Annotated in this window: 28 protein-coding genes, 1 rRNA gene and 1 pseudogene; 12 read left to right on the top strand and 18 right to left on the bottom strand. The window is 37.5% G+C overall.

The genetic code is table 11. The features are described 5' to 3' along the window. Together ACN6NE_RS13020 and ACN6NE_RS13015 are read right to left on the bottom strand one after the other, a co-directional pair. A 16S ribosomal RNA gene (locus ACN6NE_RS13020) occupies nt 1–110 on the bottom strand; the annotation flags it as partial. 344 nt (nt 111–454) lie between these two features. Then, a complete protein-coding gene (locus ACN6NE_RS13015) occupies nt 455–1,321 on the bottom strand; it encodes a nucleotidyltransferase-like protein (RefSeq protein ID WP_013055174.1) in 867 nt (288 codons plus the stop codon). A 222-nt stretch (nt 1,322–1,543) separates the two neighbouring features. On the opposite strand from ACN6NE_RS13015, the gene ACN6NE_RS13010 reads away from it, so the two are divergent. After that, a complete protein-coding gene (locus tag ACN6NE_RS13010; protein ID WP_474325489.1) occupies nt 1,544–1,903 on the top strand; it encodes a YgzB family protein in 360 nt (119 codons plus the stop codon). Nucleotides 1,904–1,925: 22 nt separating this feature from the next. On the opposite strand, the gene perR is transcribed toward ACN6NE_RS13010, so the two are convergent. The 6 genes from perR to ACN6NE_RS12980 form a co-directional block, all read right to left on the bottom strand. Further along, on the bottom strand, nt 1,926–2,360 hold the full coding sequence (gene perR, locus ACN6NE_RS13005; RefSeq protein WP_013055172.1) for a peroxide-responsive transcriptional repressor PerR: 435 nt from the start codon (nt 2,358–2,360) through the stop codon (nt 1,926–1,928). 254 nt (nt 2,361–2,614) lie between these two features. After that, nucleotides 2,615–3,085, bottom strand: coding sequence for a thioredoxin-dependent thiol peroxidase (bcp, locus tag ACN6NE_RS13000; RefSeq protein ID WP_129705922.1), 471 nt, complete (start codon nt 3,083–3,085; stop codon nt 2,615–2,617). Nucleotides 3,086–3,154: 69 nt separating this feature from the next. Continuing rightward, the gene (locus tag ACN6NE_RS12995) at nt 3,155–3,547 is read right to left on the bottom strand and encodes an ion channel (protein ID WP_057240323.1); all 393 of its coding nucleotides are present in this window, start codon (nt 3,545–3,547) and stop codon (nt 3,155–3,157) included. Between the two features lie 92 nt (nt 3,548–3,639). Further along, nucleotides 3,640–4,425: an ABC transporter permease gene (locus tag ACN6NE_RS12990; RefSeq protein ID WP_013055169.1), complete on the bottom strand. Its 786-nt coding sequence runs from the start codon at nt 4,423–4,425 to the stop codon at nt 3,640–3,642. A gap of 9 nt (nt 4,426–4,434) precedes the next feature. Then, nucleotides 4,435–5,226 (bottom strand): ABC transporter permease, encoded by a 792-nt coding sequence (locus ACN6NE_RS12985; protein WP_129705920.1) that lies wholly within the window; start codon nt 5,224–5,226, stop codon nt 4,435–4,437. Then, the gene (locus ACN6NE_RS12980; protein ID WP_013055167.1) at nt 5,219–6,232 is read right to left on the bottom strand and encodes an ABC transporter ATP-binding protein; all 1,014 of its coding nucleotides are present in this window, start codon (nt 6,230–6,232) and stop codon (nt 5,219–5,221) included. The genes ACN6NE_RS12985 and ACN6NE_RS12980 overlap by 8 nt, the downstream gene beginning before the upstream one ends. A 202-nt stretch (nt 6,233–6,434) precedes the next feature. On the opposite strand from ACN6NE_RS12980, the gene ACN6NE_RS12975 reads away from it, so the two are divergent. From ACN6NE_RS12975 to ACN6NE_RS12965, 3 genes and pseudogenes are all read left to right on the top strand, one after another. Next, nucleotides 6,435–7,733: a glutamate-1-semialdehyde 2,1-aminomutase gene (locus tag ACN6NE_RS12975; RefSeq protein WP_129705918.1), complete on the top strand. Its 1,299-nt coding sequence runs from the start codon at nt 6,435–6,437 to the stop codon at nt 7,731–7,733. A gap of 150 nt (nt 7,734–7,883) precedes the next feature. Next, nucleotides 7,884–8,089: pseudogene (locus ACN6NE_RS12970) on the top strand (hypothetical protein); the annotation flags it as partial. A 287-nt stretch (nt 8,090–8,376) separates the two neighbouring features. Then, entirely contained in the window at nt 8,377–9,465 is a 1,089-nt protein-coding gene (locus ACN6NE_RS12965) for an FUSC family protein (RefSeq protein WP_057240319.1), read from the top strand. A gap of 35 nt (nt 9,466–9,500) precedes the next feature. Here the strand turns inward: ACN6NE_RS12965 and ACN6NE_RS12960 are convergent, their stop codons facing one another. The 5 genes from ACN6NE_RS12960 to fabL all read right to left on the bottom strand — a co-directional run bounded on the left by ACN6NE_RS12960 (nt 9,501) and on the right by fabL (nt 13,744). After that, a complete protein-coding gene (locus tag ACN6NE_RS12960) occupies nt 9,501–11,252 on the bottom strand; it encodes an ABC transporter ATP-binding protein (protein ID WP_192997869.1) in 1,752 nt (583 codons plus the stop codon). A gap of 169 nt (nt 11,253–11,421) precedes the next feature. Next, a complete protein-coding gene (ntdP, locus tag ACN6NE_RS12955) occupies nt 11,422–11,958 on the bottom strand; it encodes a nucleoside tri-diphosphate phosphatase (protein WP_013055163.1) in 537 nt (178 codons plus the stop codon). Nucleotides 11,959–12,153: 195 nt separating this feature from the next. Next, nucleotides 12,154–12,414, bottom strand: a complete 261-nt coding sequence (locus ACN6NE_RS12950; protein WP_013081548.1) for a YgaB family protein — start codon at nt 12,412–12,414, stop codon at nt 12,154–12,156. 189 nt (nt 12,415–12,603) lie between these two features. Then, complete coding sequence (locus ACN6NE_RS12945; protein ID WP_013081547.1) at nt 12,604–12,897, bottom strand: gamma-type small acid-soluble spore protein; 294 nt, start codon at nt 12,895–12,897, stop codon at nt 12,604–12,606. A gap of 97 nt (nt 12,898–12,994) precedes the next feature. Further along, nucleotides 12,995–13,744 (bottom strand): enoyl-[acyl-carrier-protein] reductase FabL, encoded by a 750-nt coding sequence (fabL, locus tag ACN6NE_RS12940; RefSeq protein ID WP_016762867.1) that lies wholly within the window; start codon nt 13,742–13,744, stop codon nt 12,995–12,997. 116 nt (nt 13,745–13,860) lie between these two features. Here fabL and ACN6NE_RS12935 point away from each other — a divergent pair, with 116 nt between their 5' ends. Beyond that, nucleotides 13,861–14,085, top strand: coding sequence for a hypothetical protein (locus ACN6NE_RS12935; RefSeq protein ID WP_014461827.1), 225 nt, complete (start codon nt 13,861–13,863; stop codon nt 14,083–14,085). Nucleotides 14,086–14,119: 34 nt separating this feature from the next. Here ACN6NE_RS12935 and mutY read toward each other — a convergent pair whose 3' ends face one another. After that, nucleotides 14,120–15,214 carry an A/G-specific adenine glycosylase gene (mutY, locus tag ACN6NE_RS12930; protein WP_129705916.1) on the bottom strand — a complete coding sequence of 365 codons (1,095 nt, stop codon included), beginning with the start codon at nt 15,212–15,214 and terminating at the stop codon, nt 14,120–14,122. A gap of 240 nt (nt 15,215–15,454) precedes the next feature. Between mutY and ACN6NE_RS12925 the strand changes: the two genes are divergently transcribed. Continuing rightward, complete coding sequence (locus ACN6NE_RS12925; protein ID WP_129705914.1) at nt 15,455–16,435, top strand: metal-dependent hydrolase; 981 nt, start codon at nt 15,455–15,457, stop codon at nt 16,433–16,435. Between the two features lie 63 nt (nt 16,436–16,498). Here ACN6NE_RS12925 and ACN6NE_RS12920 read toward each other — a convergent pair whose 3' ends face one another. Next, nucleotides 16,499–16,768 carry a YfhJ family protein gene (locus ACN6NE_RS12920; RefSeq protein ID WP_013055156.1) on the bottom strand — a complete coding sequence of 90 codons (270 nt, stop codon included), beginning with the start codon at nt 16,766–16,768 and terminating at the stop codon, nt 16,499–16,501. Nucleotides 16,769–16,903: 135 nt separating this feature from the next. Between ACN6NE_RS12920 and ACN6NE_RS12915 the strand changes: the two genes are divergently transcribed. After that, nucleotides 16,904–17,059, top strand: coding sequence for a small, acid-soluble spore protein K (locus ACN6NE_RS12915; RefSeq protein ID WP_013055155.1), 156 nt, complete (start codon nt 16,904–16,906; stop codon nt 17,057–17,059). A gap of 78 nt (nt 17,060–17,137) precedes the next feature. Here the strand turns inward: ACN6NE_RS12915 and ACN6NE_RS12910 are convergent, their stop codons facing one another. Then, entirely contained in the window at nt 17,138–17,452 is a 315-nt protein-coding gene (locus ACN6NE_RS12910) for a YfhH family protein (RefSeq protein ID WP_474325486.1), read from the bottom strand. 82 nt (nt 17,453–17,534) lie between these two features. On the opposite strand from ACN6NE_RS12910, the gene ACN6NE_RS12905 reads away from it, so the two are divergent. Next, nucleotides 17,535–18,188: an SDR family NAD(P)-dependent oxidoreductase gene (locus tag ACN6NE_RS12905; RefSeq protein ID WP_474325484.1), complete on the top strand. Its 654-nt coding sequence runs from the start codon at nt 17,535–17,537 to the stop codon at nt 18,186–18,188. Nucleotides 18,189–18,470: 282 nt separating this feature from the next. Here ACN6NE_RS12905 and recX read toward each other — a convergent pair whose 3' ends face one another. Next, the gene (recX, locus tag ACN6NE_RS12900) at nt 18,471–19,280 is read right to left on the bottom strand and encodes a recombination regulator RecX (protein ID WP_129705908.1); all 810 of its coding nucleotides are present in this window, start codon (nt 19,278–19,280) and stop codon (nt 18,471–18,473) included. Nucleotides 19,281–19,377: 97 nt separating this feature from the next. On the opposite strand from recX, the gene ACN6NE_RS12895 reads away from it, so the two are divergent. The 4 genes from ACN6NE_RS12895 to ACN6NE_RS12880 all read left to right on the top strand — a co-directional run bounded on the left by ACN6NE_RS12895 (nt 19,378) and on the right by ACN6NE_RS12880 (nt 22,503). Further along, nucleotides 19,378–20,280 (top strand): TIGR01777 family oxidoreductase, encoded by a 903-nt coding sequence (locus ACN6NE_RS12895; protein ID WP_129705906.1) that lies wholly within the window; start codon nt 19,378–19,380, stop codon nt 20,278–20,280. A 61-nt stretch (nt 20,281–20,341) separates the two neighbouring features. After that, the gene (locus ACN6NE_RS12890) at nt 20,342–21,469 is read left to right on the top strand and encodes an amidohydrolase (protein ID WP_013081539.1); all 1,128 of its coding nucleotides are present in this window, start codon (nt 20,342–20,344) and stop codon (nt 21,467–21,469) included. Between the two features lie 255 nt (nt 21,470–21,724). Further along, nucleotides 21,725–22,285, top strand: a complete 561-nt coding sequence (locus ACN6NE_RS12885; protein ID WP_013055149.1) for a GNAT family N-acetyltransferase — start codon at nt 21,725–21,727, stop codon at nt 22,283–22,285. A gap of 101 nt (nt 22,286–22,386) precedes the next feature. Continuing rightward, nucleotides 22,387–22,503 (top strand): YfhE family protein, encoded by a 117-nt coding sequence (locus ACN6NE_RS12880; protein ID WP_013055148.1) that lies wholly within the window; start codon nt 22,387–22,389, stop codon nt 22,501–22,503. 424 nt (nt 22,504–22,927) lie between these two features. Here the strand turns inward: ACN6NE_RS12880 and ACN6NE_RS12875 are convergent, their stop codons facing one another. Next, a complete protein-coding gene (locus ACN6NE_RS12875) occupies nt 22,928–25,069 on the bottom strand; it encodes a PAS domain-containing sensor histidine kinase (RefSeq protein WP_129705902.1) in 2,142 nt (713 codons plus the stop codon). Nucleotides 25,070–25,192: the final 123 nt, after the last annotated feature.

Below are 25,192 nucleotides of genomic sequence, written 5' to 3'. Positions count from 1 at the left end.
CCGTCCGCCGCTAACGTCATAGAAGCAAGCTTCTAATCAGTTCGCTCGACTTGCATGTATTAGGCACGCCGCCAGCGTTCATCCTGAGCCAGGATCAAACTCTCCGAAGAAATGTTTGACTTGCTCAATTTAAAAAATAAAAATTAACGTTGACGTTTGTCGCTTTGTTCAGTTTTCAAAGTTCATCCGCCGCTCTTAAGCGACTTTTTAATCTTACCAGTTTATCTCTTTCTTGTCAACAACTTTTTTAAGAAGTTTTTTCAAGTTTTTGATAAATTTAGTGTCGCTCATCGGCGACGTATATAAATTTACCACGGATATTTTAAAGCGTCAATAGATTTTTTAAAATAAATCGTGTTTTTTTAGAAAAACCTTTTATCCAAGCTATAAAGTCATATGTCAGGGTATCTATACGTCATAACCGCACCGTATCAGATACCCTTTATCCTCTCTATCATTTCGCCACATAGTGTCTATGGTACAAACTCTTTCCTTTGGTTTCTACTTTTTTTACCATAATGATATCTTTTTCAATTAAAAACTCAAGAAGTATTCCTAAATCAATAGCATAAGGGCGTATTTCGGGATGATGAACCAGTTCATTAAACGTCCATTCCTGCTTTTCACTTTTCATAATATGAACAAGATGCTTGGCACCCAATTCAGTTTTTTTATTTACTAAAAATTCACTCGCTAAGAAAAGCAGCTCTAAACGCTTGCTAACCTCTTCTTGGCTAATAATTAGCTCTTCGTAAAGACGATGAATTTCAGGTTCTATTTTCTTCACTTGGTTCCATACTGTCACTTCTGGGTGAAATCCATTTTCCAACACAGACAGTCGTGCTAAATGATGAAGAGCATGAATGACATGATTGAATGCATCTAAATAATGATTAGACGCATAAAAGTCTTTTCCTTCTTTAAATCGGCGAATCAACTTAGCAAACTCGACACCTATTCTCTTTGTCCGATCTTCTCTAGGAAAATCAATTAAGCGTTTCTTTAAGTTTTCCATATATTCGTTTCGATCAAATAGCACTTTACCATTTAAGATCCAATCAATAATACGGCGGTTCGTCCCATTCATAATCCATTCACTCATTTGCTGTTCAGAAGCCATATAAAGTGCCGCACGCTCATTTTCATATTCGTATTGTTTAATAAAAAGAGAAGTTTCTGTAGTTTTGGTCACAATAAATAAGATAGCATCCAAATTATCCGTCACTGGAGATTCTGATTTCTTTTTTTCAATCAGTAAAATACCTAGTGTGTCTTTATTGCTAGCTCTTTCTTGATATATTGGCCGTAAAACATCTTCCATTTTGAGCTCTCCTAACTGTAATAAACAAATATTTTTCAAAATTTTAAAGGCTATGGACTAAGATTTCTTTTTTTATTATATACGATGTATAACGGATATCCCACTCAGAATTATGGAAATCATTCAGAAAGCTCAAAAACCAACAATAATTTTCCGAAGATTCAATTTTTATCATCATTCACTGTCTCACTCTATGATATATTGGTAACAGGGGGGATACTGATGGGGATAAAGTATTCAAATAAAATTAACAAGATTCGCACGTTTGCACTCAGCCTGATCTTTGTTGGTTTCATTGTTATGTATGGGGGGATTTTCTTTCGGTCTTTAGTCTGGCTAATGACTATTTTTATGCTTTTGGGGTTACTGTGCATCGTAGCCAGTACCGGCGTTTATTTCTGGATTGGCATGCTTTCTACAAAAGCGATTCAAGTAACCTGCCCTACATGTCAAAAGCAAACCAAAATGCTAGGGCGCGTAGATATGTGTATGTATTGCAACGAGCCGCTTACGCTTGACCAGTCTCTTGAAGGAAAACAATTCGACGAAAAGTATAATAGAAAAAAACAAAAAGAAAGCTGATAGTATCACTACTATCAGCTTATTAATGCGCTTTTTTAGCCGTACAATCAGGACACGTTCCGTAAATTTCCATTCGGTGGTGACTAATATCAAAGTCAGTAATATGAGCAGCCAGCTTTTCTACTTCGTCTAAACCAGGATAATGAAAATCCACAATTTTTCCGCAGCTTTCGCAAATCACATGGTAATGCTCTGTTGTAACATAATCAAACCGGCTTGATGCATCACCGTATGTTAGTTCCTTTACAATACCTACTTCGCGAAATACTCTTAAATTATTGTAAACGGTTGCTACACTCATATTTGGAAACTTACCTTCCAGCGCTTTATAAATATCATCTGCTGTTGGATGTGTCATGGAATTGATTAAATACTCTAAAATAGCATGACGTTGTGGTGTAATACGAACGCCAGTACCTTTTAACGTTTCAAGGGCTTCTTGTAAATGATTTGACACGTCATGCACCCCTCTTCTGTAAGTATTATTACTTTATAATTCTTATAATTAGTCTACATGTTTTACCCACGTTTTGTCAACTTGATGCCTATTCCTATTTTATGTAATAAGTAGAAATTTTTCATATATTTTATGCAAAAAAAGAAGTGTGGAAATCAATCCACACTTTTAAATATATTAACATCTGAGGAGGTATGCCCTACACTGATATTGTATGTTCAAAGACTAAAACTGCTCTAGTTATCTGCCTGTTTTTATGCCATTTTTTCTTTAATAAATGATAAAGCTTCTTCCACATGCCCTTTTACTCGAACCTTGCGATACTCTTTTACGAGCATTCCTCCTTTATTAATGATAAAAGTGGAGCGTTCAATGCCCATATATTCTTTTCCAAAGTTTTTTTTCAGTGTCCATACTCCATACTCTTCAGCTACGCTGTGATCTTCGTCAGCTAAAAGTAAGAATGGAAGGCCGTGCTTATCAATAAACTTATGGTGTTTGTCGATTGGATCCGGGCTCACTCCTAGAATCACCGCATCTAGCTCTTCAAAATTTTCATGCTGATCTCTGAAATCACAGGCTTCTGTTGTACAGCCCGGCGTCATATCTTTCGGATAAAAATACAGCACAACGTTTTTGCCTTTCATCGACGCTAGTGATACTTGCTCTCCATTTGTAGACATCAATACAAAATCGGGTGCTTTTTCTCCAACTACAGCTGTCATATTTATCTTCTCCTTTACGCTTTTCATTTTCTTTGAATAGCGTACCCAATATTAGATAAGATGACAAGTTTAAGTGCGGGTAACAGTTCGCATCACAAAGATTGCAGGCATAATATAGCCGATAAACGCTTCAAAAGTTGCAAATAATTTCCCAATTCCAACCGGATACATATCTCCGTATCCTACTGAAAATAACGTCGCTGCGCTGAAATACATGCTGTTAAACAGCGTATAAAAATAATGACCTTCATGTTCAAACCCTCCGCTTAACACTGGAATACTCCCCATCTCACACACTGTATAAATAAGGCTAAATCCCAATAAAACTGTAATATATGAATAAAACAAGACAAAGAAATGACCAATTGAGAAAAAATGAAATTCTCCAAGTTCTTTTTCAAATAGAAACTTCATACTACCAATTACAAAAGCAATGATAACGAGGATTAGAAAAATAACCATCATTCTACTCCTTTAATTTATACTCTACTACCACTATACGCGCGTTCTTGTCCATTCATTACTACTCCGAAGCCACGAAAAAGAGCAGGCATTTAGTTGCCTGCTCCTCTGTATTTTTTAACACCTGTATTCCATAAGAAAATAGAGATTACAAAAAAGACGATTCCCATAACTGGGGTTAAAAATGCATATCCATACCATTCTGACCTTCCTAAGAAATAAGCAGCTGGATATACGCCTACAAATGCAAAAGGAAGAATCCACGTTAAAACATATCGGATGACATTATTATAAATATCTACAGGATACCTTCCGTAGTTTCCAATATTATAAATAGTAGGCATAATAGAGGTTCTGGCATCCGACCAGAAGCCTATGCTTGCTAAGGCGATGAAAATTCCTGCGTATACAAGCGCTCCTCCTAAAATAAATAATAGAAAAATAAAAACATCATACCACTGGAAATGAAGATGTAAAGAAGACGCAGCGTAAGCCATTACTGCAATCCCTGTGATACCACCAAACAATGATTCTAGTTCCATCCGCTCCAAAATAACTTGAAACAAACTGTGAATCGGCCTCGTTAAAATTCGGTCCATTTCTCCTTTAACAATGTACCGCTCGTTGAAATCCCAAATGTTAAAGAAAGACGAAAAAATAGCAAAAGGGACCAAAAAGAAACCATAAATAAAGATAATTTCCTCTCGTGACCATCCGTGCAGCGACTGAGTATGTCCAAATACGACTAAAATAAAAATCAAATTAACTGTTTGAAACAATAAGTCTGAAATGATTTCAACTACCATGTCGGTGCGGTACTGAAGCCTTGTTTTCATATATTGACTAATGTACTGAAAGAAAATCGAAAAATAAAACATTTTCATAGACTACCCTCCTTGAATAACCATTTTTTTCTTCGCTATGTTCCACAAACATGCAATAGGGATAAATAGAAGTCCTGACCAAACTGCTTGTGTGATAAGAGCATTTATTATTTCCTGCCCTTTAAATCCATTTGTGAAAATCATGCTCGGAATATAACTAATGGCTTGAAAAGGGAGATAGCTCATAATATGTTGCGCCCAGAAAGGATAGAAGCTGATGGGCAGAAGAAGTCCTGAAAACAAATCAATAACAACGCGCTTCGCTCGAATGAGTCCATCATTGTTAAAGAGAAAGAAAGTCGTAATACCCGTTAATAAATTGATTTGTGTATTAATAATGAAACTAAAAATTAAAGACAGTCCAAAATAAAGCCATGTTGCTGCATTTGCTGAGAACTGTACTGGAAATAAAAACGCGACAATAATCATGCCGGGCACTGAGAAAAACAGCAGCCGAAAAATCCCTTCTCCCAGTCCTTGCATTGTTTTCATACCAAGGTAGCTATAAGGCTTAATTAACTCTACTGCCACTTTGCCATCTTTAATTTCCATTGCCATTTCACGGTCAATGTTATTAAAATAAAAGGCTCTTGCCATCCATGAAACTGCTACATACGTTGTCATTTGGGTAATGGATAACCCTTGAATATTCTCTTTTCCTCCATAAATAGCGGACCATAAAAAGTAGTAAGCACCAATATTAATCGCATAAATCAAGATTCCGCTGTAATAATTCGTCCGATACGCCAGCATCATTAAAAAGCGAATGCGTATCATCTCTATATATTTATCCATTCACAACACCTTCTTCATAAATGTTGCGGATGATTTCTTCCGTTGAAATTTCTTCAATGTTAATATCACTGATTTCATGCTTTGCCACCACTTTAGCAATCAGCTGCGACATTAAGTCCCCTTTATTTTGAAGCTGCGCTGTCCACAAATATTTTTGATCACCTTCAATCCAGTTAACAGGCATCCCTTGCGTCAATAGCTTCAACTGCTCTTTATTTGGCGCGGTTCCAAATTCAAACGTAACTTGTTTAAGGTCTCCCCAATTCGAACGCAGCTTTTGCAGCGATCCGTCATAAATAATACTGCCTTCATCGAGCATTACAACGCGTTCACATAAAGCTTCAATATCTGCTAAATCATGTGTCGTAAGCAAAATCGTCGTATTATATTTTTCATTAATTTCTTTTAAAAATTGGCGGATTTTTAATTTAACTAGTACATCTAAACCGATCGTCGGTTCATCTAGAAATAGAAGCGGCGGATTATGAATAAGAGCAGCAGCCAGCTCACAGCGCATTCTTTGACCTAGAGAAAGCTTTCTCACCGGCTTATCTAGCAGCGGTCCAATATCTAAAGTTTGAATAACGTGCTCCATATGAGCGTTATAATCTTCATCTGACACTTTGTATACTTTTTTTAACAGGCGAAAAGATTCTTGTACAGCAATATCCCACCACAGCTGAGAGCGTTGACCAAAAACAACTCCAATCGTTTGGGCAAACTTTTCCCTTTCTTTATGAGGGTTCATTCCATTTACCGTAATGTCGCCTGAAGTAGGAGTTAAGATTCCTGTCAGCATTTTGATTGTGGTCGATTTCCCTGCTCCGTTTTCTCCTATATACCCTACCATTTCCCCTTGTTTTACGGTAAACGAAATATCGTTCACAGCTTTCATGACTCTATAATTACGGGTAAATAAATCCCGGAATGCCCCTTTAAGGCCAGAGCGGCTAGAATAGGCTTTAAACTCTTTCCGAAGTTGATTCACCTCAATAGCATTTTTCATTGTATTCCCTCCGTTACGTCGACGTATTAGTGGTTTCTTTTATTGTTTCCGGCGCCCTTGCTAGCAACTCCTTCAAGAGACGAGGAACTATTTTCTAGCAGTTAGCTCACAAATTTCTATCATACACGTTCTCGAATGTTTTTCAAGAAACAAATAAGTTTGATAGAATAAAGACGTTGAACTTTTCATTAGGAGGCATACTATGCAATTTACAAAATCAGAACAATTACATGCTGAAGCGCTCGAACATATTGTCGGCGGCGTTAACAGCCCTTCACGTTCATATAAAGCCGTAGGAGGCGGAGCACCTGTTGCAATGGAGAAGGCAAGCGGAGCTTATTTCTGGGACGTTGATGGAAATAAATATATTGACTATTTAGCAGCTTACGGTCCTATTATTACGGGACACGCTCATCCTCATATCACCAAAGCTATTACAAAAGCAGCTGAAACGGGTGTTCTTTACGGTACTCCAACTGCTCATGAAGTCACATTTGCTAAAATGCTCAAAGAAGCGATGCCCGCATTAGATAAAGTGCGCTTCGTGAACTCTGGAACAGAAGCCGTTATGACAACGATCCGTGTAGCACGCGCTTATACTGGACGCGATAAAATTATTAAATTTGCAGGTTGCTATCACGGCCATTCAGACCTTGTATTGGTGGCAGCTGGATCTGGCCCTTCTACACTCGGAACTCCTGACTCTGCAGGTGTACCAAAAAGTATCGCTAGTGAAGTTATCACAGTTCCTTTTAACGATATTGAGCCTTACAAGGAAGCATTAGAAAAATGGGGCGATCAGATTGCGGCTGTTTTAGTAGAACCAATCGTTGGAAACTTCGGAATTGTTGAGCCTGAACCTGGCTTTTTAGAACAAGTCAACGAATTGACTCACGAAGCTGGAGCACTTGTTATTTACGATGAAGTTATTACAGCGTTTCGCTTTATGTACGGTGGAGCTCAAGATTTACTTGGTGTAAAACCTGATCTGACTGCCTTTGGAAAAATCATCGGCGGCGGCCTTCCAATTGGAGCCTACGGCGGTAAAAAAGAAATCATGGAAAAAGTGGCGCCGCTTGGACCCGCTTATCAAGCAGGTACAATGGCAGGAAACCCAGCTTCTATTCTTTCTGGGATTGCTTGCCTAGAAGTACTAAAGCAAGAAGGTGTTTATGAACAGTTGGACAAGCTAGGGGCGATGCTCGAAGAAGGTATTTTAAAACATGCTCGTACATATAACATGCCTATCACTATCAATCGATTGAAAGGCGCTCTTACTGTCTACTTTACAACAGAAACGGTCAAAAACTATGAACAAGCAGAAAATACAGACGGCGAATTATTCGCACGCTTCTTTAAACTAATGCTCCACCAAGGTGTCAACTTAGCTCCTTCGAAATATGAAGCATGGTTCCTTACTACAGCTCATACAGAACAAGATATTACCGACACATTAGAAGCAGTAGAAAAAGCATTTAAACAATTAAGTGAAGAACGCTAATTCTTATTCTAAAGAGGCTGAGATAAAAGGATTTTAGACGAAGTGAAAAAAGAACCATTGATCAAGATGGGGTCAGTCCCATGTTTGATTAGTGGTTCTTTTTTTTGTTATGGTAAACGTAGGTTTCATGTGTATAGGTCTTTCTAGCAGTTGATTGGAGGGCAAGGCGAAGACTGCTGCGGGAAAAGCGGAACAGGTGAGAACCTACAGGAGCGTATGCGACGAGGAGGCTCAGCGGCCGCGGAAAGCGAAGTCTTGCACGGAAATCAACTGCTGTGTCACAAGCGGTTCAGCTTATGTATCCCATTTGTTCGTCTTTAGATTGTATTTATTTCGTTATGTCTCGACCTCTTTTTCGTTTTACTTTTGGGTTTCCTTATAGAACATTCCCACCTTTCATAACCATTTCTTACGCGTCATCTCCTTTTTGTCAGCCTGTCGAAAAATCCCGAGAAATACCCTTATTTTTCTGCTTGTTTTCTCTTGATATCCATTCTTAAACCTTGTATAGTATGTTATTGTTTATATTATTTCCAACAGGTTATGTAATAAAGAAGGATTAATTTTTGCAATTTATCATTTGTTTTGGGGAACATTCTTCATAACGAAAAAACTTTTTTACAGAAAGGAACTACGAACGCACATGAAACTTGGTGCCCGCATCTTAAAAACGGGAATTGCCATTACACTTTCATTGTTATTAGGTGAATTTCTAAGTTTACCATCTCCAATATTTGCGGCAATTGCGGCAGTTTTTGCAATTCAACCGTCTATTTACAGATCTTATTTAACAATATTGGAGCAAATACAGGCGAATGTGATTGGAGCTGCTTCTGCAGTTTGTTTTGGACTTATTTTTGGTACCCATCCCATCATTATTGGTTTTACCGCTGTTGTTGTCATCGCAGTCAACTTAAAATTACGTATTAATAATACAATTGGGCTTGCGCTTGTGACAGTAATTGCAATCATGGAAAATCCAGGAGATAATTTCGTTGAATATGCACTTATACGCTTTGGTACAGTGTTACTTGGGGTATTCTCAGCATTTATTGTCAATCTTATTTTTATTCCGCCAAAGTATGAAACAAGATTGTATTATAAAATTGTAAGTACAACGGAAGAAATTATTAAATGGATTCGCATGAATCTTTATCATGCATCTGAGCACACATTGTTAAAAGAAGACATTGAAAAAATGAAAGACAATGTGGCTAAAATGAATCAAATCTTTGATTTTTACAAAGAAGAACGCACTTATTCAACCAAAAAACGTTTTGTTAAGTCACGCAAGCTCGTTTTATTTCGTCAAATGATTACCGTAACAACACGAGCTCTTACAACCTTGAAACTACTTCACCGAGTAGAAAATGATCTTCAAGTCATGCCGCAGCAATTTCAAGATTTAATCAAATCTGAAGTTGAGTGCCTGTTAATGTATCATGAGCAAGTATTATTAAAATTCATTGGGAAATTACGCGTACAGCCAACCACTACTGTACCAAACGAAGCCTGCGTTGGAAAACGAGCTTTAATCGATAAATTTATGCAGTACAAAATATACGATAATGATGAAGAGAATAAGGTTATTTATCATATCTTCCCTTTAATTTCCGTCATCATTGAGTATAGTGAAGAGTTAGAGCATCTTGATAAGCTGATTGATACGTTCCAAAACTATCACAAAGATGATAACTCATTTGATATTAATCATCAGCGACAAGAAGATTAAAAACACCACCTATTGTTAGACAATAGGTGGTGTTTTTAAATTGTATCAAGCTGCTGAACGTTAAAGAGCTGATAGTAATGACCTTTTTTCTTAATTAACTCCTCATGAGAACCTCGTTCGACTACTCTTCCATTTTCTAAAAGTACAATTTCATCAACATGAGTAATTGTAGATAAACGATGGGCTACAATGAAGGTCGTACGGTCTTTTGCTAGTTCAGCTAATGCTTCTTGAATATAGTGCTCACTTTCCAAATCTAGAGCTGAAGTGGCTTCATCAAAAATAAGAATAGCTGGATTTTTTAAAAATACGCGCGAAATGGAAATACGCTGCTTCTGTCCCCCTGATAGCTTCATTCCCCGCTCTCCCACTTTTGTATCATATCCTTCGGGCAAATTCATAATAAAATCGTGGGCATTTGCGGCTTTTGCCGCAGCAATTACTTCTTCATCTGTCGCTCCTGGCTTTCCAAGCAGTATATTGTTTTTAACCGTGTCACTAAACAACACCGTATCCTGCAGGACGATTCCAATCTTATCTCGCAGGCTGCGTACTTTATAGGTTTTGATATCAATGTCATCAATGAGAATTTTCCCCTCTGTCACATCGTAGAAGCGCGGAATTAAGCTGATAAGCGTGGATTTCCCTCCTCCGCTCATTCCAACAAACGCAACAGATTTTCCTTTTTCTACATCTAAATTAATATCATGAATCACAGGTTTTTCTTCTTCTTCATAAGCAAATGAAACGTGCTCAAACTGAACTTTCCCATGAAGCTCAATGCATTCTTTTGCATCCTTCTTGTCTGTAATATCGTATTCTTCATCAATGAACTCAAACACCCGGTCCATAGATGCAACAGACTGCGTGAGCGTAGTCGATGAATTGACCAAGCGGCGAAGCGGATTATACAAGCGGTCAATGTAGGCAACAAATGCTACCATCGTTCCTACGCTAAGACTTTCTGTGATGACTTGATATCCAGCAAATGTAATCACGATTAAAGGTGCCAAATCGGTAATGGTATTTACTACTGCAAATGTTTTTGCATTCCAATTCGTATGATTGATTGCTTTCTGTAGAAAATTTGAATTTTGCTTATCAAATTGTTTCTGCTCATGAGGCTCAATAGCAAAGCTGCGAATAACAGAGATTCCTTGAACCCTTTCATGTAAGTGCCCCTGCACTTCCGCTAAAGCCTGCGAACGGACTCGTGTTAAATGACGAAGACGACTGTAAAAATATTTTACAGAGAACGCATAAACCGGCAGCAAAATAATCGATACCAGTGTTAAAGGTACATTCATCGTAAACATAATCACAATGGCTATAACAATCGTCATCATATCAAGCCATACATTCATTAAGCCTGTGATAACAAAGTTTTTTGTTTGCTCTACATCATTAATGACTCGTGAAATCACTTCACCCGCTCGCGTATTTGCATAATAACGTAAGCTAAGCTTTTGAATATGGCTAAACAGCTGATCCCGTATATCATATAGTACTTTGCTCGATACCCACTGAGCATAATACTGCCTGTAATATTCAATGGGAGGTCTTAACACTAAAAATATAACAAACGAAATCCCCATAATCGTCACCATTTTATGAACTTTTTCAGAGGAAGACATGCCATGTCCATTTACGATATCGTCCAAAACATATTTCAAAAGCAGCGGAATTAATAAAGGAATAGCAAATTTAATAATACCAATTAATACAGTGCCGACAATTTGCCATTTGTATGGCTGTACAAACTTCATGTAGCGTCTTATACTTCCCATAAAATCTCCCCTTTCTATCTATGAGGGCAAGCTTTCTTAGTATATGTACACGCGTCGATTTTTTAGTGCTTTTATCTCTTCTAAAAGATGGTGAGCATAACGCCAAAAAGAACATTATATCAAACAGTCAGCTTTAGACGGCCTAACATAATGTTCTCTAGATCATTCATCAAGAATGCCGATATGTTAAAAAACGCTCATACCAAATGTCAATGAAATCTGGAGCAAACGGGCCTTTTCGCTGTCGAATCCAACCTTTTAACTCCTCGACGTGATTATGTAAAATACGGTCAATCACTTCTGGATAATTCATTTCTTTTCGATGCTTCTCATATTCATCTTCATCAAGAAGGGTGTATGTCATATCTGGATAGACTTTGATATCTAAATCATAATCAATATATTTGAGCGCTTCATTGTCATCATAAATGAACGGCGAACTGATATTGCAGTAATAATAAATTCCATCTTCACGGATCATCCCAATGACATTAAACCACTGCTGAGCATGAAAATAACAAATTGCAGGCTCTCTTGTGACCCATGTTCGTCCATCTGATTCTGTAACGACCGTACGATCATTTCCTCCAATCACTAAGTTATTGGTTGCTTTTAATACGGTTGTCCGATCCCACACGCGATGAATATGTCCATTATGCTTGTAGCTGTGTATTTGAATTGTTTCTCCTTCCACTGGAATTCCCATCTCCAATACCTACTTTCATTTTAGCACTTAAAAAAATTCATATAACGTCTCCATTTGTCTTATGTTTATTATAACGGTTTCTCTCTCATTTTAACACAAATGTGCTAACCTTCTTGAGTTCAAAAAAGCCACTCCCCCTACTTTTCCTTTGCTTGGCAGCCTTAAAAAAGAGAGGAAGTGACACATCAATGTTCATTAAGCAAGTGTAGAGCAAGCCCCTTCACTTTTATATGTACGAATAATGTCTTCGGTTTGTGCTTCAAACGTCAATTGAATCTCTTTTAATTTTAGCTTCATTTCACTAATTTCATCTTGCACAGAATGAAGTTTTGCTTCTTCATGAAGTTTTATTAGTTCACCTTCGATTTCCTGACAGCGCTCAATCTCAGACTGCAAAAACAGAAGTTGATCCATGGTCTCCAATTGTTGAGTCACTAGCTGATCAAATTTTTTCATACGATAGCTCCTCCCTATTTGCTTTAACCATACACGCGGCACTTCTGTTAACATTCTGTTTAGGTGATCCAGATTCCTTTGACGAGTTGTGTAAAGTTTCAAGAAGTTTTGTCATACTTTGTTGCTTTTTATATAAGAAAAAGCGAACTTAACATCGCCGTATGAAAGACGTTAAGTTCGCTTTTGATATTAACCTTGGTATTTACCAGAGTTTTGGTTTTTCTTTGCTTCAGCTTGTGCGTTTTGTTGTCTCACTTCTTGAGCACTTGTTTCACTAGCAAATTCAGTACCGAAGTTGTTTTTAGATGCTTGAGCATTTTGGCTTTTGTTTGCCGCAGCTTGAGCATTTTGTTGTTTCACTTCTTGTACATTTGTTTCGCTACCAAATTCAGTACCGAAGTTGTTTTTAGATGCTTGAGCATTTTGTTGTTTCACGTGTTGTGTGCTTGTACCAGATGCTGTTTTGTTTGTTTGTTTTGCCATTGTAATCACCTCCACGAAAATTAATATGCCCGGGAGGTAAATAGGGTATGCAAACTTTTTTCAATATTTTAAGGCGCAGGCACAAAACACATTTACCTTACATTAAAAGTGAACGCCCTCCGTCAATAATAAGCGTTTGACCGCAAATCATATTTGCTTGATCGGACACTAAGAACATAACTGCGTCTACCATGTCTTTTGGCTCCACCATACGACCAGCTGGAGTATGCTTGCGTGCATCATCTAGAAGCTCATCGCGATTTGGGAAATGTTTTAATGCTTCTGTATCCACAGCTCCTCCAGATACAGCATTTACCACAATATTCTTTGGAGCCAGCTCCACTGCTAAATAGCGGGTCAACGCTTCTACAGCAGCTTTTGACACGCCTACTGTTGTATAATTTTCTAAATAGCGAATAGACCCAAGCGAACTGATGGTAACAATCTTTCCTCCGCCTACTTTTTCCATACGTTTAGCCGCTTCTTGTGCACAGAATAAATATCCTTTGCTGTTAATATCCATTGTCCAGTTCCAGTGAGTTTCTTCCAATTCCATAATAGGACGTAAAACTCCTGACGCCGCATTACTTACAAATACGTCTAAGCGACCGAATGCTTCATCAATTTGCTCAAACATTTCTTTAATTTTCTCTACTTTTCCTACGTTTGCTTTAACAACTAATGCTTCTCTGCCTAATGCTTTGATTTCTTCTGCTACTTCCTGCGCTGCACTTTTGCTTCGTGCATAGTTTAATACAATATCGTATCCTTCTTTAGCCAGACGTAAGGCAATTTCTTTACCAATACCTCTGCTGCTTCCCGTAACTAGTGCTACCTTTTGTGACATGATGTCATCTCCCTTATGTATCGTATTATCTTTACATTGTACTGATTTTATCGCATAAGAAACAAGTAATATAGGGAAAATAGATAAAACTTGATGAAATGAACGAGGTGAATAGAATGTATGTAGGTAGAGACATGACGGCTCTTTCAATGATTTCTAAAAGCGAGTGGAAAGACAGCGAGCTTGCATTTTTCCATCACTCTTTACAGCAAATGACGCCGTATTTAAATGCTGAAGGACAAAGTATTCATCAGCAAATTATTAAAGAAATCGAAGCACGGGGCGGGTTACAGCGCCACGAAGCAGATTACACACACGGCACGCATGTATCATATGATTAAATAAAAAGAAGCGCGGAGTTTATCCACGCTTCTTTTATTTAACAAGTAAATATTCTTTTAAGATTTTTTGATGAGAGACAGGAAATGCATATTTTTCTAAATCTTTTTCAGAAACCACTTTCAAATTTTTTAATGCACTCATATCACTTACAAGCTCTGCTTCATATACTGTGATGTTCCAGACGATATGAGAAAACACGTGCTGAATTGTTGTAAATGGTGCATGAATTTTAATATCAGCTCCGTACTCATTTTGAATAAATGCCTGAAGCTGCTGATGATCTGGCGCTATGCTAAGATCCACTTCTACGTTTGGAAATTCCCATAGGTTAGCTAAAAGTCCCTTGCTTGGACGTTTATGAATCAGATAATTCCCTTCCCCGTCTTTAATCACTGCTGCAGCAAGCTGAAGAGCACGCGGCGCTTTTTTCTTTGATTTAACGGGAAGCTCGTTCTGAACCCCTTCTTCAAACGCGCGACAGTGTTCACGAACTGGACATAACAAACAGGAAGGAGAAGTTGGTGTACATACAATAGCACCGAGCTCCATCATGCCTTGATTGAAATAAGAAGGATTATCTTTTGAAATAATTTCATGCACGATATCTTCAAATAGCTTTCTTGTTTTCGGTTTTGCAATATCATCCCAAACGGATAAAATGCGCGATAGCACACGCATAACATTTCCATCCACAGCAGGCTGCGGCACTCCGTATGCAATACTTAAAATGGCTCCTGTTGTATAAGGACCTACTCCTTTTAGTTTAGAGATTTCTGCTGGCGTATTTGGAACTTCTCCCCCGTATTGTTCGTGAACTTCTCGAACGGCGGTTTGTAAATTACGGGCACGGGAATAATAGCCTAACCCTTCCCACGCTTTTAACACATCATCTTCATTCGCATAAGCTAAATCTTTGATAGTGGGAAATTTGCTAATAAAATTATTAAAATACGGAATGACCGTATCTACTCTCGTTTGTTGAAGCATAATTTCAGATACCCACACTTTATAAGGGTCCTGATCTTGACGCCAAGGTAAAATGCGCTGTTCCTGCTCAAACCAAGAGATTAAGTCATCTTGAAATGCTTGAATATCAAAATTTTGTACAATATCTTTACTTTGTTTCACGTCATAGCCTCCGAGGTATTAACTATACATATACAATGTGTTGCTTTTTGAATCTTAGTAACTTTATGATAACCTTATAACAACTACAAATATGAATAGTAAAATGAATTGTTCAAATAATGAATAAAAACAGCCAATTTGCTGCGTTAGTAATAAAGCGAGATTTTTTCGCCCTAAATCAAGCTTCCATGCTGAATTAGGATACTCTAAGATTGTCATTTTACAAAGGAGGAGTTCGCTCTGGATACTGGTACACACATTGCAATGGGAATCGCTTTAGGCGGCCTTGCAACATTAGACCCCACTGTATCTGCGAATACAGCCACGCTGGATGCTGTAATGATTGGCGTAATGGCCGGGTCATTAGCACCTGATTTAGACACTGTTTTAAAGTTGCGAAACAATGCACAGTATATCCGCAATCACCGTGGAATTACACATTCTATCCCGGCTGTTATTTTATGGCCTTTGCTTATCGTGCTCATTCTTTCGCTTCTGCTGCCAGGAGCTAACTTGCTGCATCTATGGATGTGGACCTTTGCAGGCGTCATTATTCACGTTTTTGTTGATATCTTTAACGCTTATGGCACGCAAGCTTTACGGCCTTTCACAAATAAATGGATTGCGCTCGGGGTAATCAACACGTTTGATTACGTGATTTTCTCAGCTCACGTCCTTGCGATTCTCATTTGGTTTGCTGGAGCAGAGCCGGGGCCAACATTCATTACGCTGTATGTGTTATTGGCGTTTTACTATGGATTGCGCTTTTATATGCGCCACCAAATCGCCAAGAAGCTTCGAAAACAGTTTCCTGATGTTATCAAGCTCAATATCTCTCCTACAATGCGTTTCACTCACTGGCACTTAGCTGTGACGACCGAAAAGTATTTTCATGTAGGAAGAGCAATCGGAGAAGAAATTTTTATTTATGATACGTTTGATAAAGTTCCAATTCCCGAATCAGCCGTAATTGAAGTAGCGAAAAAAGATGAAAATTTATCTGCTTTTCTTTCATTTTCACCTATTTATAGATGGGAACTGGATGAATATAACGACCACATTGAAGTGCGCTTTATTGATTTACGCTACCGCAGCAAGGACTACTATCCATTTGTAGCCGTAGTCCAGCTTGATTATGATTTAAATATCATTTGTTCGTACACAGGTTGGATTTTCAGTGAGAAAAAATTGCGTAAAAAGCTTGATTATCTCCCGCACTAATCATAACAAGAACAAATATGAAACCCAAAAACGAACCGTCTGCTCAAGACGGTTCGTTTTTATTTAATGTTTTAAATAGTCATCGTTATTTAATAAATGCTGATATTTAGGGTTTTTAACCGCGATTTCATGAAGTTTGTCACCATAGCTGTTGATATACATCGTAACAACCTTTTCCGTCGCTTCTTTCCCTTTATAATCATATCCAGCTTTTGCGTAAGATGACTCAAAATCTTCCCAGAAAAGTTCGACCCATGTGCGCGCTTGAGCATATGAAAGCGAACTGTTTTTATTTAATAGCTGATTCGTTAATCTTTCGAATATATCGTTCATAAGAACACCTCGATTACCAAAATTCTTTATGAGTATGTTTGCACTTTTAACTTACACTATAAATGCGGAGTTATTCACTCCCTCATGTACTATATCATAACCGCAACGCTTTCTGTTGTAAAAGGAGAGGTATCGATGCGCAATAAAGCAAAAGATTTTCCAAACCAACATCATACTAAGTTTGAAGGCGAACCTCGAGCAAAAGCTGAATACGCTTCAAAACGTGCAAATGGAACCATCAATACGCATCCGCAAGAACGCATGCATGCTTCTAATGAACGCGAAGAATAACGGCTTGCTCTACGTTTAAAAATAGAGTGACTATAGAAATCAAACAAGCAGCACACTTCGTGCTGCTTGTTCATCCCGTTATTTTTTCAACATGGAAATAGGTAATGCCTCTTCTTTTTGCTGTGCGCCAAGCCTAAATCCCCATGCAAAAACTCCGTTCATATAATCAATTTTAAAATACGAACCCGGATCTCCTTGAATTTCATACACTTCCCCTGCTTTAAACGTTTCGGGATCCAATAAATACGACCTAGCCATTGTTACTTTTCTTTCTAATACTGCATACTCATTGACCATGCCAAGCTGTTCAGCTTTTCGTGCTTTTTCTTGAAGAGACCCAATTTCTTGTTGAAGTTCATACGTCGTCATATCGCTGTAACGTTTTTCAGACATGCTGTTTTCCCCCTTGTTTGCTTTCATTTTATTATAACAAAAGGTATAACTAAAGGGAGACTATGAAAAGGGAGTTTTGGGAATGAAAACAGTACTAATCACGGGCGGTGCGACGGGTCTTGGAAAAGAACTTGCAAAACTTTACGCAAAAGACTATAACGTCATTCTAGCTGGACGCAATCAACAGAAATTAAATGAAGCGCAGCATGAGCTAGGAAACAACGTATATACGATGTCTGTAGATATTACAAAGTATGAAGAAGTAGGAAAATCTGTAGAGAAAATGCTGATGCAGCATTCAGTAGATATCCTTATCAACAATGCTGGCATCGGACATTTTGGACCTTTGACGGATTATACAAAACAAGCCATCGATGAAGTCATGGATACAAATGTAAAAGGAACTATTTTTTTAACGCAAGCGCTTATGCCTCATCTCTTAACGAGACCTGAACCTAAAGTTATGAATATCATTTCAACTGCAGGACTTCGAGGGAAAGCCAATGAAAGCGTCTATGTGGCAAGTAAATTTGGCGTAAGGGGATTTACAGAAAGTTTAAAAGTAGAATACCAAAATACCAGCCTTCATGTGATTGCAGCTTACATGGGAGGCATGAATACCCCTTTTTGGGATCACAACAACCACATTAAAGATAAAAGCCGATTGCGCTCCGCTTCAGAAATTGCTGAGATTATTTATAAACAGCAGAATGGCTCAGAAGATATTTTGTTTTAAAAAGAGAGTAAAACATAACTGTATCAATCTAACCTAAAGATAAACAAATTGTATAAATGATCTTATAGAAATTGCTTATGACACGGCAGTTGATTTCCGTGCAATACTTCGCTTTCCGCAGGAGTCTTCGTCTTGCACTCCAATCAACCGCTAGAAGCAACTAAATACATGAAGTTTACGTTTACCATCACACTGAAAAAATCCGAACGAGTTGGATTCTCCATCAAGAATCTCGATTCATCGTTCGGATTTCCCTTCAACTAACATACTTTTGTCCCGCCTTTATTCCTCTTCAATGGAATCTAGAAATGATTGAATTTGGTCAATAGAGAATCCTTTTCTATAAAGAGCCTGCTTCATTTTTTGCTGATATTCCCAGCCTTCATACTTTGAAAAACGACGATGAGCTTTCATTCCTTGGTATTGCAGAGCTTCCCATGCCTCATCGCTTTCTTTTTCTGTATTCGTGCGCTGAAATGCTTCTTGAATAACAGAAAATGAATAGCCCTTCACTGCCAATGCTTGTTCCATTTTTTGTTTCATCATTACTTGAGATAATTTTTTATATTTCCCTTTTAACTTTTCAATTAATTTCACAGCAGTTTGAATTTGCTGTTCTTCAGGGTATTCACATAAACTAAGGGTAATAATGGAATCAGAAATCCCCTTTTCTTTTAATTCTCTTTGAATCACATTTGGTCCTTTTGATGTTGTGTTCATCTGAGTTAACACAAATGCTTTTGCAAACTCTTCATCATTTAAATAACGGTGGCTGACTAATTTCTGAATAACTTGTTGAATAATAGTAGAGTTAATTTCTTTTTTCTTTAAATAATCATGTACCTCTTTTTCAGAGCGCATTCGATAAGATAAGTAAGTGATCGCTAAATTATAAGCTTTTTTCTCATCATCTGCGTACTGAATTTCCGTTAATTCAAATTCATCAAGCTCACGACCTTTTTTTAAGTCATATTTGATGAGGACATTTTCGTCAACACCAAAGCCAAACTCTTCACCTTTACCGTAATCTAAATACACATTATAACGTTCACCGCTATTCTTTTGCGTTGTGATCTTTGTGACAACAGGCATACACCTTCACCTCATATTTCTTGTTAAATTGATGGCTGAAGAACCGCCAAACGTATCATACACATTTTTATTTATCTCAATAAAGGAGGAAATTCGTATGAAAATTGTTATTGCTGGAGGAACTGGATTCGTAGGTAAAGCTTTAACAAAACATTTTTTAACACAAAAACATTATGTATATATTTTAACACGCAATGCAGATAAAGCTGCAAGAGATCCGAAACTTAAATATGTAGAGTGGATGCAAGAAAACAGCCAACCTGAAGAGCATGTAGAAGGAGCAGACGTTTTTATCAATTTAGCTGGCGTTTCACTTAACAGCGGCCGCTGGACGGACGAGCGCAAAAAAGCCATTGTGGAAAGTCGCCTTTCTTCTACTCAAGAAATCCTTCGTATTATGGCTGCCTTACCCGAAAAACCGTCCCTTTATGTAAATGCAAGCGCAGTTGGTTATTACGGGACATCAACTACAGAAACGTTCACAGAAGCTTCTCCATCCATCGGCACAGATTTTTTAGCTGAAACGGTAAAAAAATGGGAAAAGGAAGCGCTAAAAGCGATGGAACTCAATATTCGTACTGTTTTAACAAGGTTCGGCGTTATATTAGGCAAAGATGGCGGGGCACTCCCTTCTACTGCCCTTCCTTATAAATTATTTGCAGGAGGAACAGTTGGTTCGGGAGAGCAGTGGATGTCTTGGGTGCATCTTCAAGACGTCGTCAAAATTATTGATTATTGTATTCATACCGAACAAATAGAAGGACCTGTTAATGTAACTGCCCCAAACCCCGTTCAAATGAAAGAGTTTGGAAAGACGATTGGCAAAGTGTTAAATCGCCCTCACTGGATGCCCGTACCTAGCTTTGGCCTTCAGCTGCTGATGGGAGAAATGAGTATGATTATTTTGAAAGGACAGCGTGTTTTACCTGAAAAATTGATTCAACAGAATTACATTTTTACATATACTGTATTAGAAGATGCATTGCGAGATTTACTCTAGTTATTTTCTGATATTTACCTAAAACAGGTAACTAAGCTGCCGATAGATAGGAGCATCCTTTATGAAAACCATTCTCTTGAAAAATGCAACGCTCTATCCTATTACGTCAAAACCTATTTATAATAGTGATGTGCTCATTCAAGATGGAAAAATTGTTTTAATTGGGCCAAACTTGCAGCCTCCTCTTCAAGTAGAAGTCATTGACTGCAAACAGCGCTACTTATTCCCTGGATTTATTGATGTTCATACACATCTAGGACTATATGATGAAGGAACCGGCTGGGCCGGAAATGATGCTAACGAAACAATCGAGCCTATGACTCCCCATATACGAGCTTTTGACAGCGTACATCCTTTAGATCCTGGGTTTAAAGATGCCATTGAAGCGGGTATTACGTCTGTACACATTATGCCTGGAAGTGCAAATGTGATCGGAGGTACAACGTCCGTTATTAAAACAGCCGGAACAAGTATTTCTCAAATGTTGATTCAAGAGACAGCTGGACTTAAGATTGCGCTAGGAGAAAATCCAAAACGAATCCACAGCCATGGCAATAAAGAATCCATTACACGAATGGGTATTATGGGGATGCTGAGAGAAGCCTTTTATCATGCAAAAAGCAGTGACAATAAAGATGATTTGCGAATCAAACCGCTCATTCAAGCACTGAATAGAGAGATTCCCGTTCGAATTCATGCTCACCGAGCCGATGATATTCTATCAGCTCTGCGCTTAGCAGATGAATTTAATTTAGACGTTCGTATTGAACACTGTACAGAAGGTCACTTAATTGCTAAAGAGCTAGGTGGAAGAAACTTAAAAGTAAGCGTGGGACCAACTTTAACACGCCGCTCAAAGGTTGAATTGAAAAATAAAACGTGGAAAACCTATCAAGCTCTCTGCAACGAAGGAGTAGAAGTTTCCATTACAACAGACCACCCTTATACGCCCATTCAGTACTTAAATATTTGTGCATCCATTGCCGTACGTGAAGGACTCGAAGAACAAAAAGCATTAGAAGGCATCACGATTGCTGCTGCTCGGAATCTCCGTATTGATCAACGAATCGGCAGTATCGAAGCTGGAAAAGACGCTGATTTAGTGCTATGGAGCCATCATCCCTTTCACTACTTAGCAAAGCCCCTTTTCACCATGATAGATGGTAAAATATTATTTAAAAAAAATTAACATTTTACCTATTTTCTTTTTTAATTTTTTTTAGTATGATACGTTTAGAAGCATGTGAATTTCACAAAAGCATAAACATCACACGTTGACTTTTTATGTTTGTTGACTTGTAATGGGAAGGCAAATGGTGCGCCACCAGGTAACTGGTTCTAGTGGGTTCGATTCCCACCCCGAAATTTTTTTAATTATTAAAAAATTTCGAGGGTGGGGACTTGATTGGAGTCTGTATATACCCTCGATCAGGAGGGAAAAGTTATGTTAAAAAAACGTGACCTAAATGACTGTCAATCTCTATACGAACTCATGGTACATCCTGATGTCTTCCCTTTTGTTCGTCATAAAGCCCATTCCTATGAAGAATTTTTATTTGTGACTAAACAAACGATGGAAGCAGAAGATCATGGAGAAATTATTTCTCGCACGATTTTAGACGAATGGGGTAACCCTATCGGCACCATTAATTTATTTGATGTACAGGACCAAGCTGGTTTTTTAGGCACTTGGCTTGGCAAACCGTTTCATGGAAAAGGATATAATCAAATTGCAAAAGAAGCGTTCTTTAATGAACTGTTCTTTGAGTTAAATATAGAGCGAATTTTTATGCGAATTCGCAAAATTAATATTAGGTCTATTAAGGCTGCAGAAAAACTGCCTTATGCAGTACTTGCGAATGAAACACACAAAGCTTTATACGATGAAATTAATCAACATGAAGACGTATATGATTTATACGAAATTCCAAAAGACTTGTATACATTATACTACTTGCGTCACGAACAAGACGTTCAAGAAGATCACCAGCTTAAAGAAGCATAAGAGTCTCTCCGTGTAACGGAGAGCTTTTTTTATGATTAAAAACGAGAGATTCTGGAAAAAATAAGTAGCATGATCGAAAAACGTTAATTGGAGGTTTTTTTATGTCTGAAAAAAAACGAAAAGAAAACGCAAAAAATACGTTAAGTAGCGCTCAAGAAATCTATTACGGCCGCGAGTTTAAAAAAGCAGACCGTGCAGGCGGCTACACGAAAAAATAAGTGAGGCAAAACATCTCTATCCAACGCTTGATCATCCCAACGTCCTTTCTGTACAGTTTGTATCGGAAGGACGTTTTTATATTATGTAAAAATAATAACACGAAGATTTCAAGCGTATGATTTACGTTTTTTTAATACTCTACTATATCCACAAAGTTTACCCACAATTATGTGGATAATGTGTATAACTTTATTTAATATGCATATTACCGCTTTCATAACTTGAAATAACAGTGGGTAATTTTTATGTAAATTTTCTGAAAAAATGTGAATAGTGTGGATAAAGTTGTGAATATCCTATATAATTCAGCAGTTAGCTTCTTGTTAACCTGTGGATATCTTCTTTAGCACTTTCATTTATTTTAGTACCATCAACGCTTTTGATATATTATAAGTATAATAATAAAAGGTAGGGGAAATTCCCCTACTTTTTTATGATTGGAAACAATATATCCACACTTGTTCCTTTATCTAACTGACTAGAAAACGTCATCTGCGCGTGGTGAGCTTTAATAATCCGATAGCTGACCATCAGTCCTAAACCTGTACCTTTTTCTTTTGTACTATAAAAAGGCTCGCCTATCTTCGCTAACCGTTCAGGAGGAATACCCTGTCCTTCATCAGCAAGCTGCAGCCAAAGGTGGTTTTCTTTTACTTTAATCGTAATATGAATAGCTCCTCCTTCAGGCATTGCTTCGATAGAATTTTTAATAATATTAATAAATACTTGTTTTAACTGATTTTTATCTCCATACACCTTTGGTAACTGGTCGTCTCTTTCAAATATGAAAGCTACTTCCTTTTCTACTGCTTCAGGTTCAAGAAGTGAGCACACTTCTTGAACAAGCGCTTGCATATTCAAAGATTCAACCTTCATTACCTGAGGTTTTCCTAACATCAAAAATTCTTCTACGATTCCATTCATTCGTTCTAATTCAGTTTCCATGATATCTATATACAAAGCATCTTTAGGATGTTGTTCTTTTAATAAGTGAACAAAACCTTTTAAAGAAGTTAAAGGATTTTTGATTTCATGAGCCACTCCAGCTGCAAGTTCTCCTACCACGGCAAGCTTCTCAGAAGTTCTAAGCTTCTCTTCTGCCTTTTTACGCTCCGTAATATCCGTGGATACGCACAGCATTTGAATCACTTCCTGTTTTTCATTCATAATAGGAAGTTTTGCTGTTTCGACCCAGCGCCGGTTTCCTTTCGAATCTTTAAACTGTTCTTCTAATATCACCCCTTTTTGGGTACAGTTTGAAAACGCCCCTTTATATAAAAGATCTGATCGAAGGTTGAACTGATATTTATCAATTGATTGTCCAATTAAGTCATCAGATTTTTCACCTAAGAGCATCGCAAAAGATTCATTAACGAGAATGAATTCCCTTTTTTGATTGATAGCATAAATATAGCTTGGATTAATGTCAATAACTTGTCTTAAAAACATTTTTTGTTCCTGCAGCTGATTTTCTTTTTGCTGTAAATTTGCTTTAGAATGACGTATATAGCTAATCATTTCATTAAACTGTTTAGATAAAATACCGATTTCGCCCCGCTCAATTTCTCGTTCCGGAATTTTTTGATTAAAATTCCCGCGCGCTACTTGTCCCGCCAATTCATATAGTTTATGAATAGGATTCACAATTTGCCTTGCATATAACGCAGTAAAAAAAGAAAGCAGTAAAATCGTAACGCCTGAAACGATCCAAAGCGTTTTTTCAAACATTTCATAAGGCCTGTAAATTTCTTCAACGGGTAATTCAGCGACAATTCCCCAATCCAAAACAGGAATATATTCGAAAGACGCAAAGAAATACTTACCTTCGGTGTTCACAACGCGCTGATATCCTGATTTATGATTCATCGTTTTCTGAACGATTTCATTTTTCTTAGCATTTTCACCGATTCTCTGTTTCTCTGGGTGAGAAATAATTCTACCATTGCGGTCTACAATAAATGTATAGCCGTTCTCTCCTATATCAAACGTTTGAAAGATGGATTGAAAACTTTTATTTTCTTCAATTCGCAGCGCTAAATTTATGACTTTTTTTACATTTTGCTGCCCATCCAAAATAGGAATCGCCATCACCACAATGTAGTGCTTTGTATCTGCTGAAACGACATCGCTTAAATATATTTTTTTGGTTCGCAGCGCTTCTTGAAAATATTTTCTTTTACTTAAGTTCACATGTTTCATATTTTTTAAATCATTCGGGTAATAATGCTCAACATACCCTTTTACATTAAAAATGGTTCCGCTATCGATATACGGTGAAATATTAACTATTTTCTGCAATTCTTTGTCTATTTCTTGCTCATCATCCGATAAAAAAATAGGATCTTGCTGTACCTCGTCGCCTAGGCTCCAAATATCTTTAATAACGACATTAATTTGCTCTTTCATTCTCTTGACGGTTTTATCAGTTACCTGTCGATATTGATCTTGAGAAATATTAGGCAGCATCACTCTTGAAACAATAAACATTAGCGTCAGTACGGTACAAATAAGAAGCACATTAATCGTGAAGATTTTCCAAAACGTATGAGATTTAAACCATTTCATGTTTGTTCACCTTAATCTAATGAAGTCTACCTCCATTGTACTGCAAAATGAAAACTTTTCCATATAAATGATAGAATTCCATCTTTAGACACAGAAGAAAAGCAATTTGTTCTACATCCCTAT

The organism is Priestia sp. 53B2 (assembly GCF_056099005.1).
The sequence above is the reverse complement of the archived record's forward strand: the minus strand, read 5'-3'. Positions and strand labels throughout refer to the sequence as shown.

What these genes read in the sequence shown, in the direction of transcription:
- ACN6NE_RS12990 (WP_013055169.1), bottom strand. Translation starts at nt 4,425, where the DNA reads ATGTTTTATTTTTCGATTTTCTTTCAGTACATTAGTCAATATATGAAA.
- ACN6NE_RS12910 (WP_474325486.1), bottom strand. Translation starts at nt 17,452, where the DNA reads ATGTCTGAAAAACGTTACAGCGATATGACGACGTATGAACTTCAACAA.
- ACN6NE_RS12980 (WP_013055167.1), bottom strand. Translation starts at nt 6,232, where the DNA reads ATGAAAAATGCTATTGAGGTGAATCAACTTCGGAAAGAGTTTAAAGCC.
- ACN6NE_RS12915 (WP_013055155.1), top strand. Translation starts at nt 16,904, where the DNA reads ATGCGCAATAAAGCAAAAGATTTTCCAAACCAACATCATACTAAGTTT.
- ACN6NE_RS13015 (WP_013055174.1), bottom strand. Translation starts at nt 1,321, where the DNA reads ATGGAAGATGTTTTACGGCCAATATATCAAGAAAGAGCTAGCAATAAA.
- bcp (WP_129705922.1), bottom strand. Translation starts at nt 3,085, where the DNA reads ATGACAGCTGTAGTTGGAGAAAAAGCACCCGATTTTGTATTGATGTCT.
- ACN6NE_RS12875 (WP_129705902.1), bottom strand. Translation starts at nt 25,069, where the DNA reads ATGAAATGGTTTAAATCTCATACGTTTTGGAAAATCTTCACGATTAAT.
- ACN6NE_RS12950 (WP_013081548.1), bottom strand. Translation starts at nt 12,414, where the DNA reads ATGAAAAAATTTGATCAGCTAGTGACTCAACAATTGGAGACCATGGAT.
- ACN6NE_RS12945 (WP_013081547.1), bottom strand. Translation starts at nt 12,897, where the DNA reads ATGGCAAAACAAACAAACAAAACAGCATCTGGTACAAGCACACAACAC.
- ACN6NE_RS12885 (WP_013055149.1), top strand. Translation starts at nt 21,725, where the DNA reads ATGTTAAAAAAACGTGACCTAAATGACTGTCAATCTCTATACGAACTC.
- ACN6NE_RS12985 (WP_129705920.1), bottom strand. Translation starts at nt 5,226, where the DNA reads ATGGATAAATATATAGAGATGATACGCATTCGCTTTTTAATGATGCTG.
- ntdP (WP_013055163.1), bottom strand. Translation starts at nt 11,958, where the DNA reads ATGGGAATTCCAGTGGAAGGAGAAACAATTCAAATACACAGCTACAAG.
- ACN6NE_RS12965 (WP_057240319.1), top strand. Translation starts at nt 8,377, where the DNA reads ATGAAACTTGGTGCCCGCATCTTAAAAACGGGAATTGCCATTACACTT.
- ACN6NE_RS13010 (WP_474325489.1), top strand. Translation starts at nt 1,544, where the DNA reads ATGGGGATAAAGTATTCAAATAAAATTAACAAGATTCGCACGTTTGCA.
- ACN6NE_RS12880 (WP_013055148.1), top strand. Translation starts at nt 22,387, where the DNA reads ATGTCTGAAAAAAAACGAAAAGAAAACGCAAAAAATACGTTAAGTAGC.
- ACN6NE_RS12895 (WP_129705906.1), top strand. Translation starts at nt 19,378, where the DNA reads ATGAAAATTGTTATTGCTGGAGGAACTGGATTCGTAGGTAAAGCTTTA.
- ACN6NE_RS12935 (WP_014461827.1), top strand. Translation starts at nt 13,861, where the DNA reads ATGTATGTAGGTAGAGACATGACGGCTCTTTCAATGATTTCTAAAAGC.
- ACN6NE_RS12905 (WP_474325484.1), top strand. Translation starts at nt 17,535, where the DNA reads ATGAAAACAGTACTAATCACGGGCGGTGCGACGGGTCTTGGAAAAGAA.
- fabL (WP_016762867.1), bottom strand. Translation starts at nt 13,744, where the DNA reads ATGTCACAAAAGGTAGCACTAGTTACGGGAAGCAGCAGAGGTATTGGT.
- ACN6NE_RS12890 (WP_013081539.1), top strand. Translation starts at nt 20,342, where the DNA reads ATGAAAACCATTCTCTTGAAAAATGCAACGCTCTATCCTATTACGTCA.
- ACN6NE_RS12975 (WP_129705918.1), top strand. Translation starts at nt 6,435, where the DNA reads ATGCAATTTACAAAATCAGAACAATTACATGCTGAAGCGCTCGAACAT.
- ACN6NE_RS12960 (WP_192997869.1), bottom strand. Translation starts at nt 11,252, where the DNA reads ATGGGAAGTATAAGACGCTACATGAAGTTTGTACAGCCATACAAATGG.
- recX (WP_129705908.1), bottom strand. Translation starts at nt 19,280, where the DNA reads ATGCCTGTTGTCACAAAGATCACAACGCAAAAGAATAGCGGTGAACGT.
- ACN6NE_RS12995 (WP_057240323.1), bottom strand. Translation starts at nt 3,547, where the DNA reads ATGGTTATTTTTCTAATCCTCGTTATCATTGCTTTTGTAATTGGTAGT.
- ACN6NE_RS12920 (WP_013055156.1), bottom strand. Translation starts at nt 16,768, where the DNA reads ATGAACGATATATTCGAAAGATTAACGAATCAGCTATTAAATAAAAAC.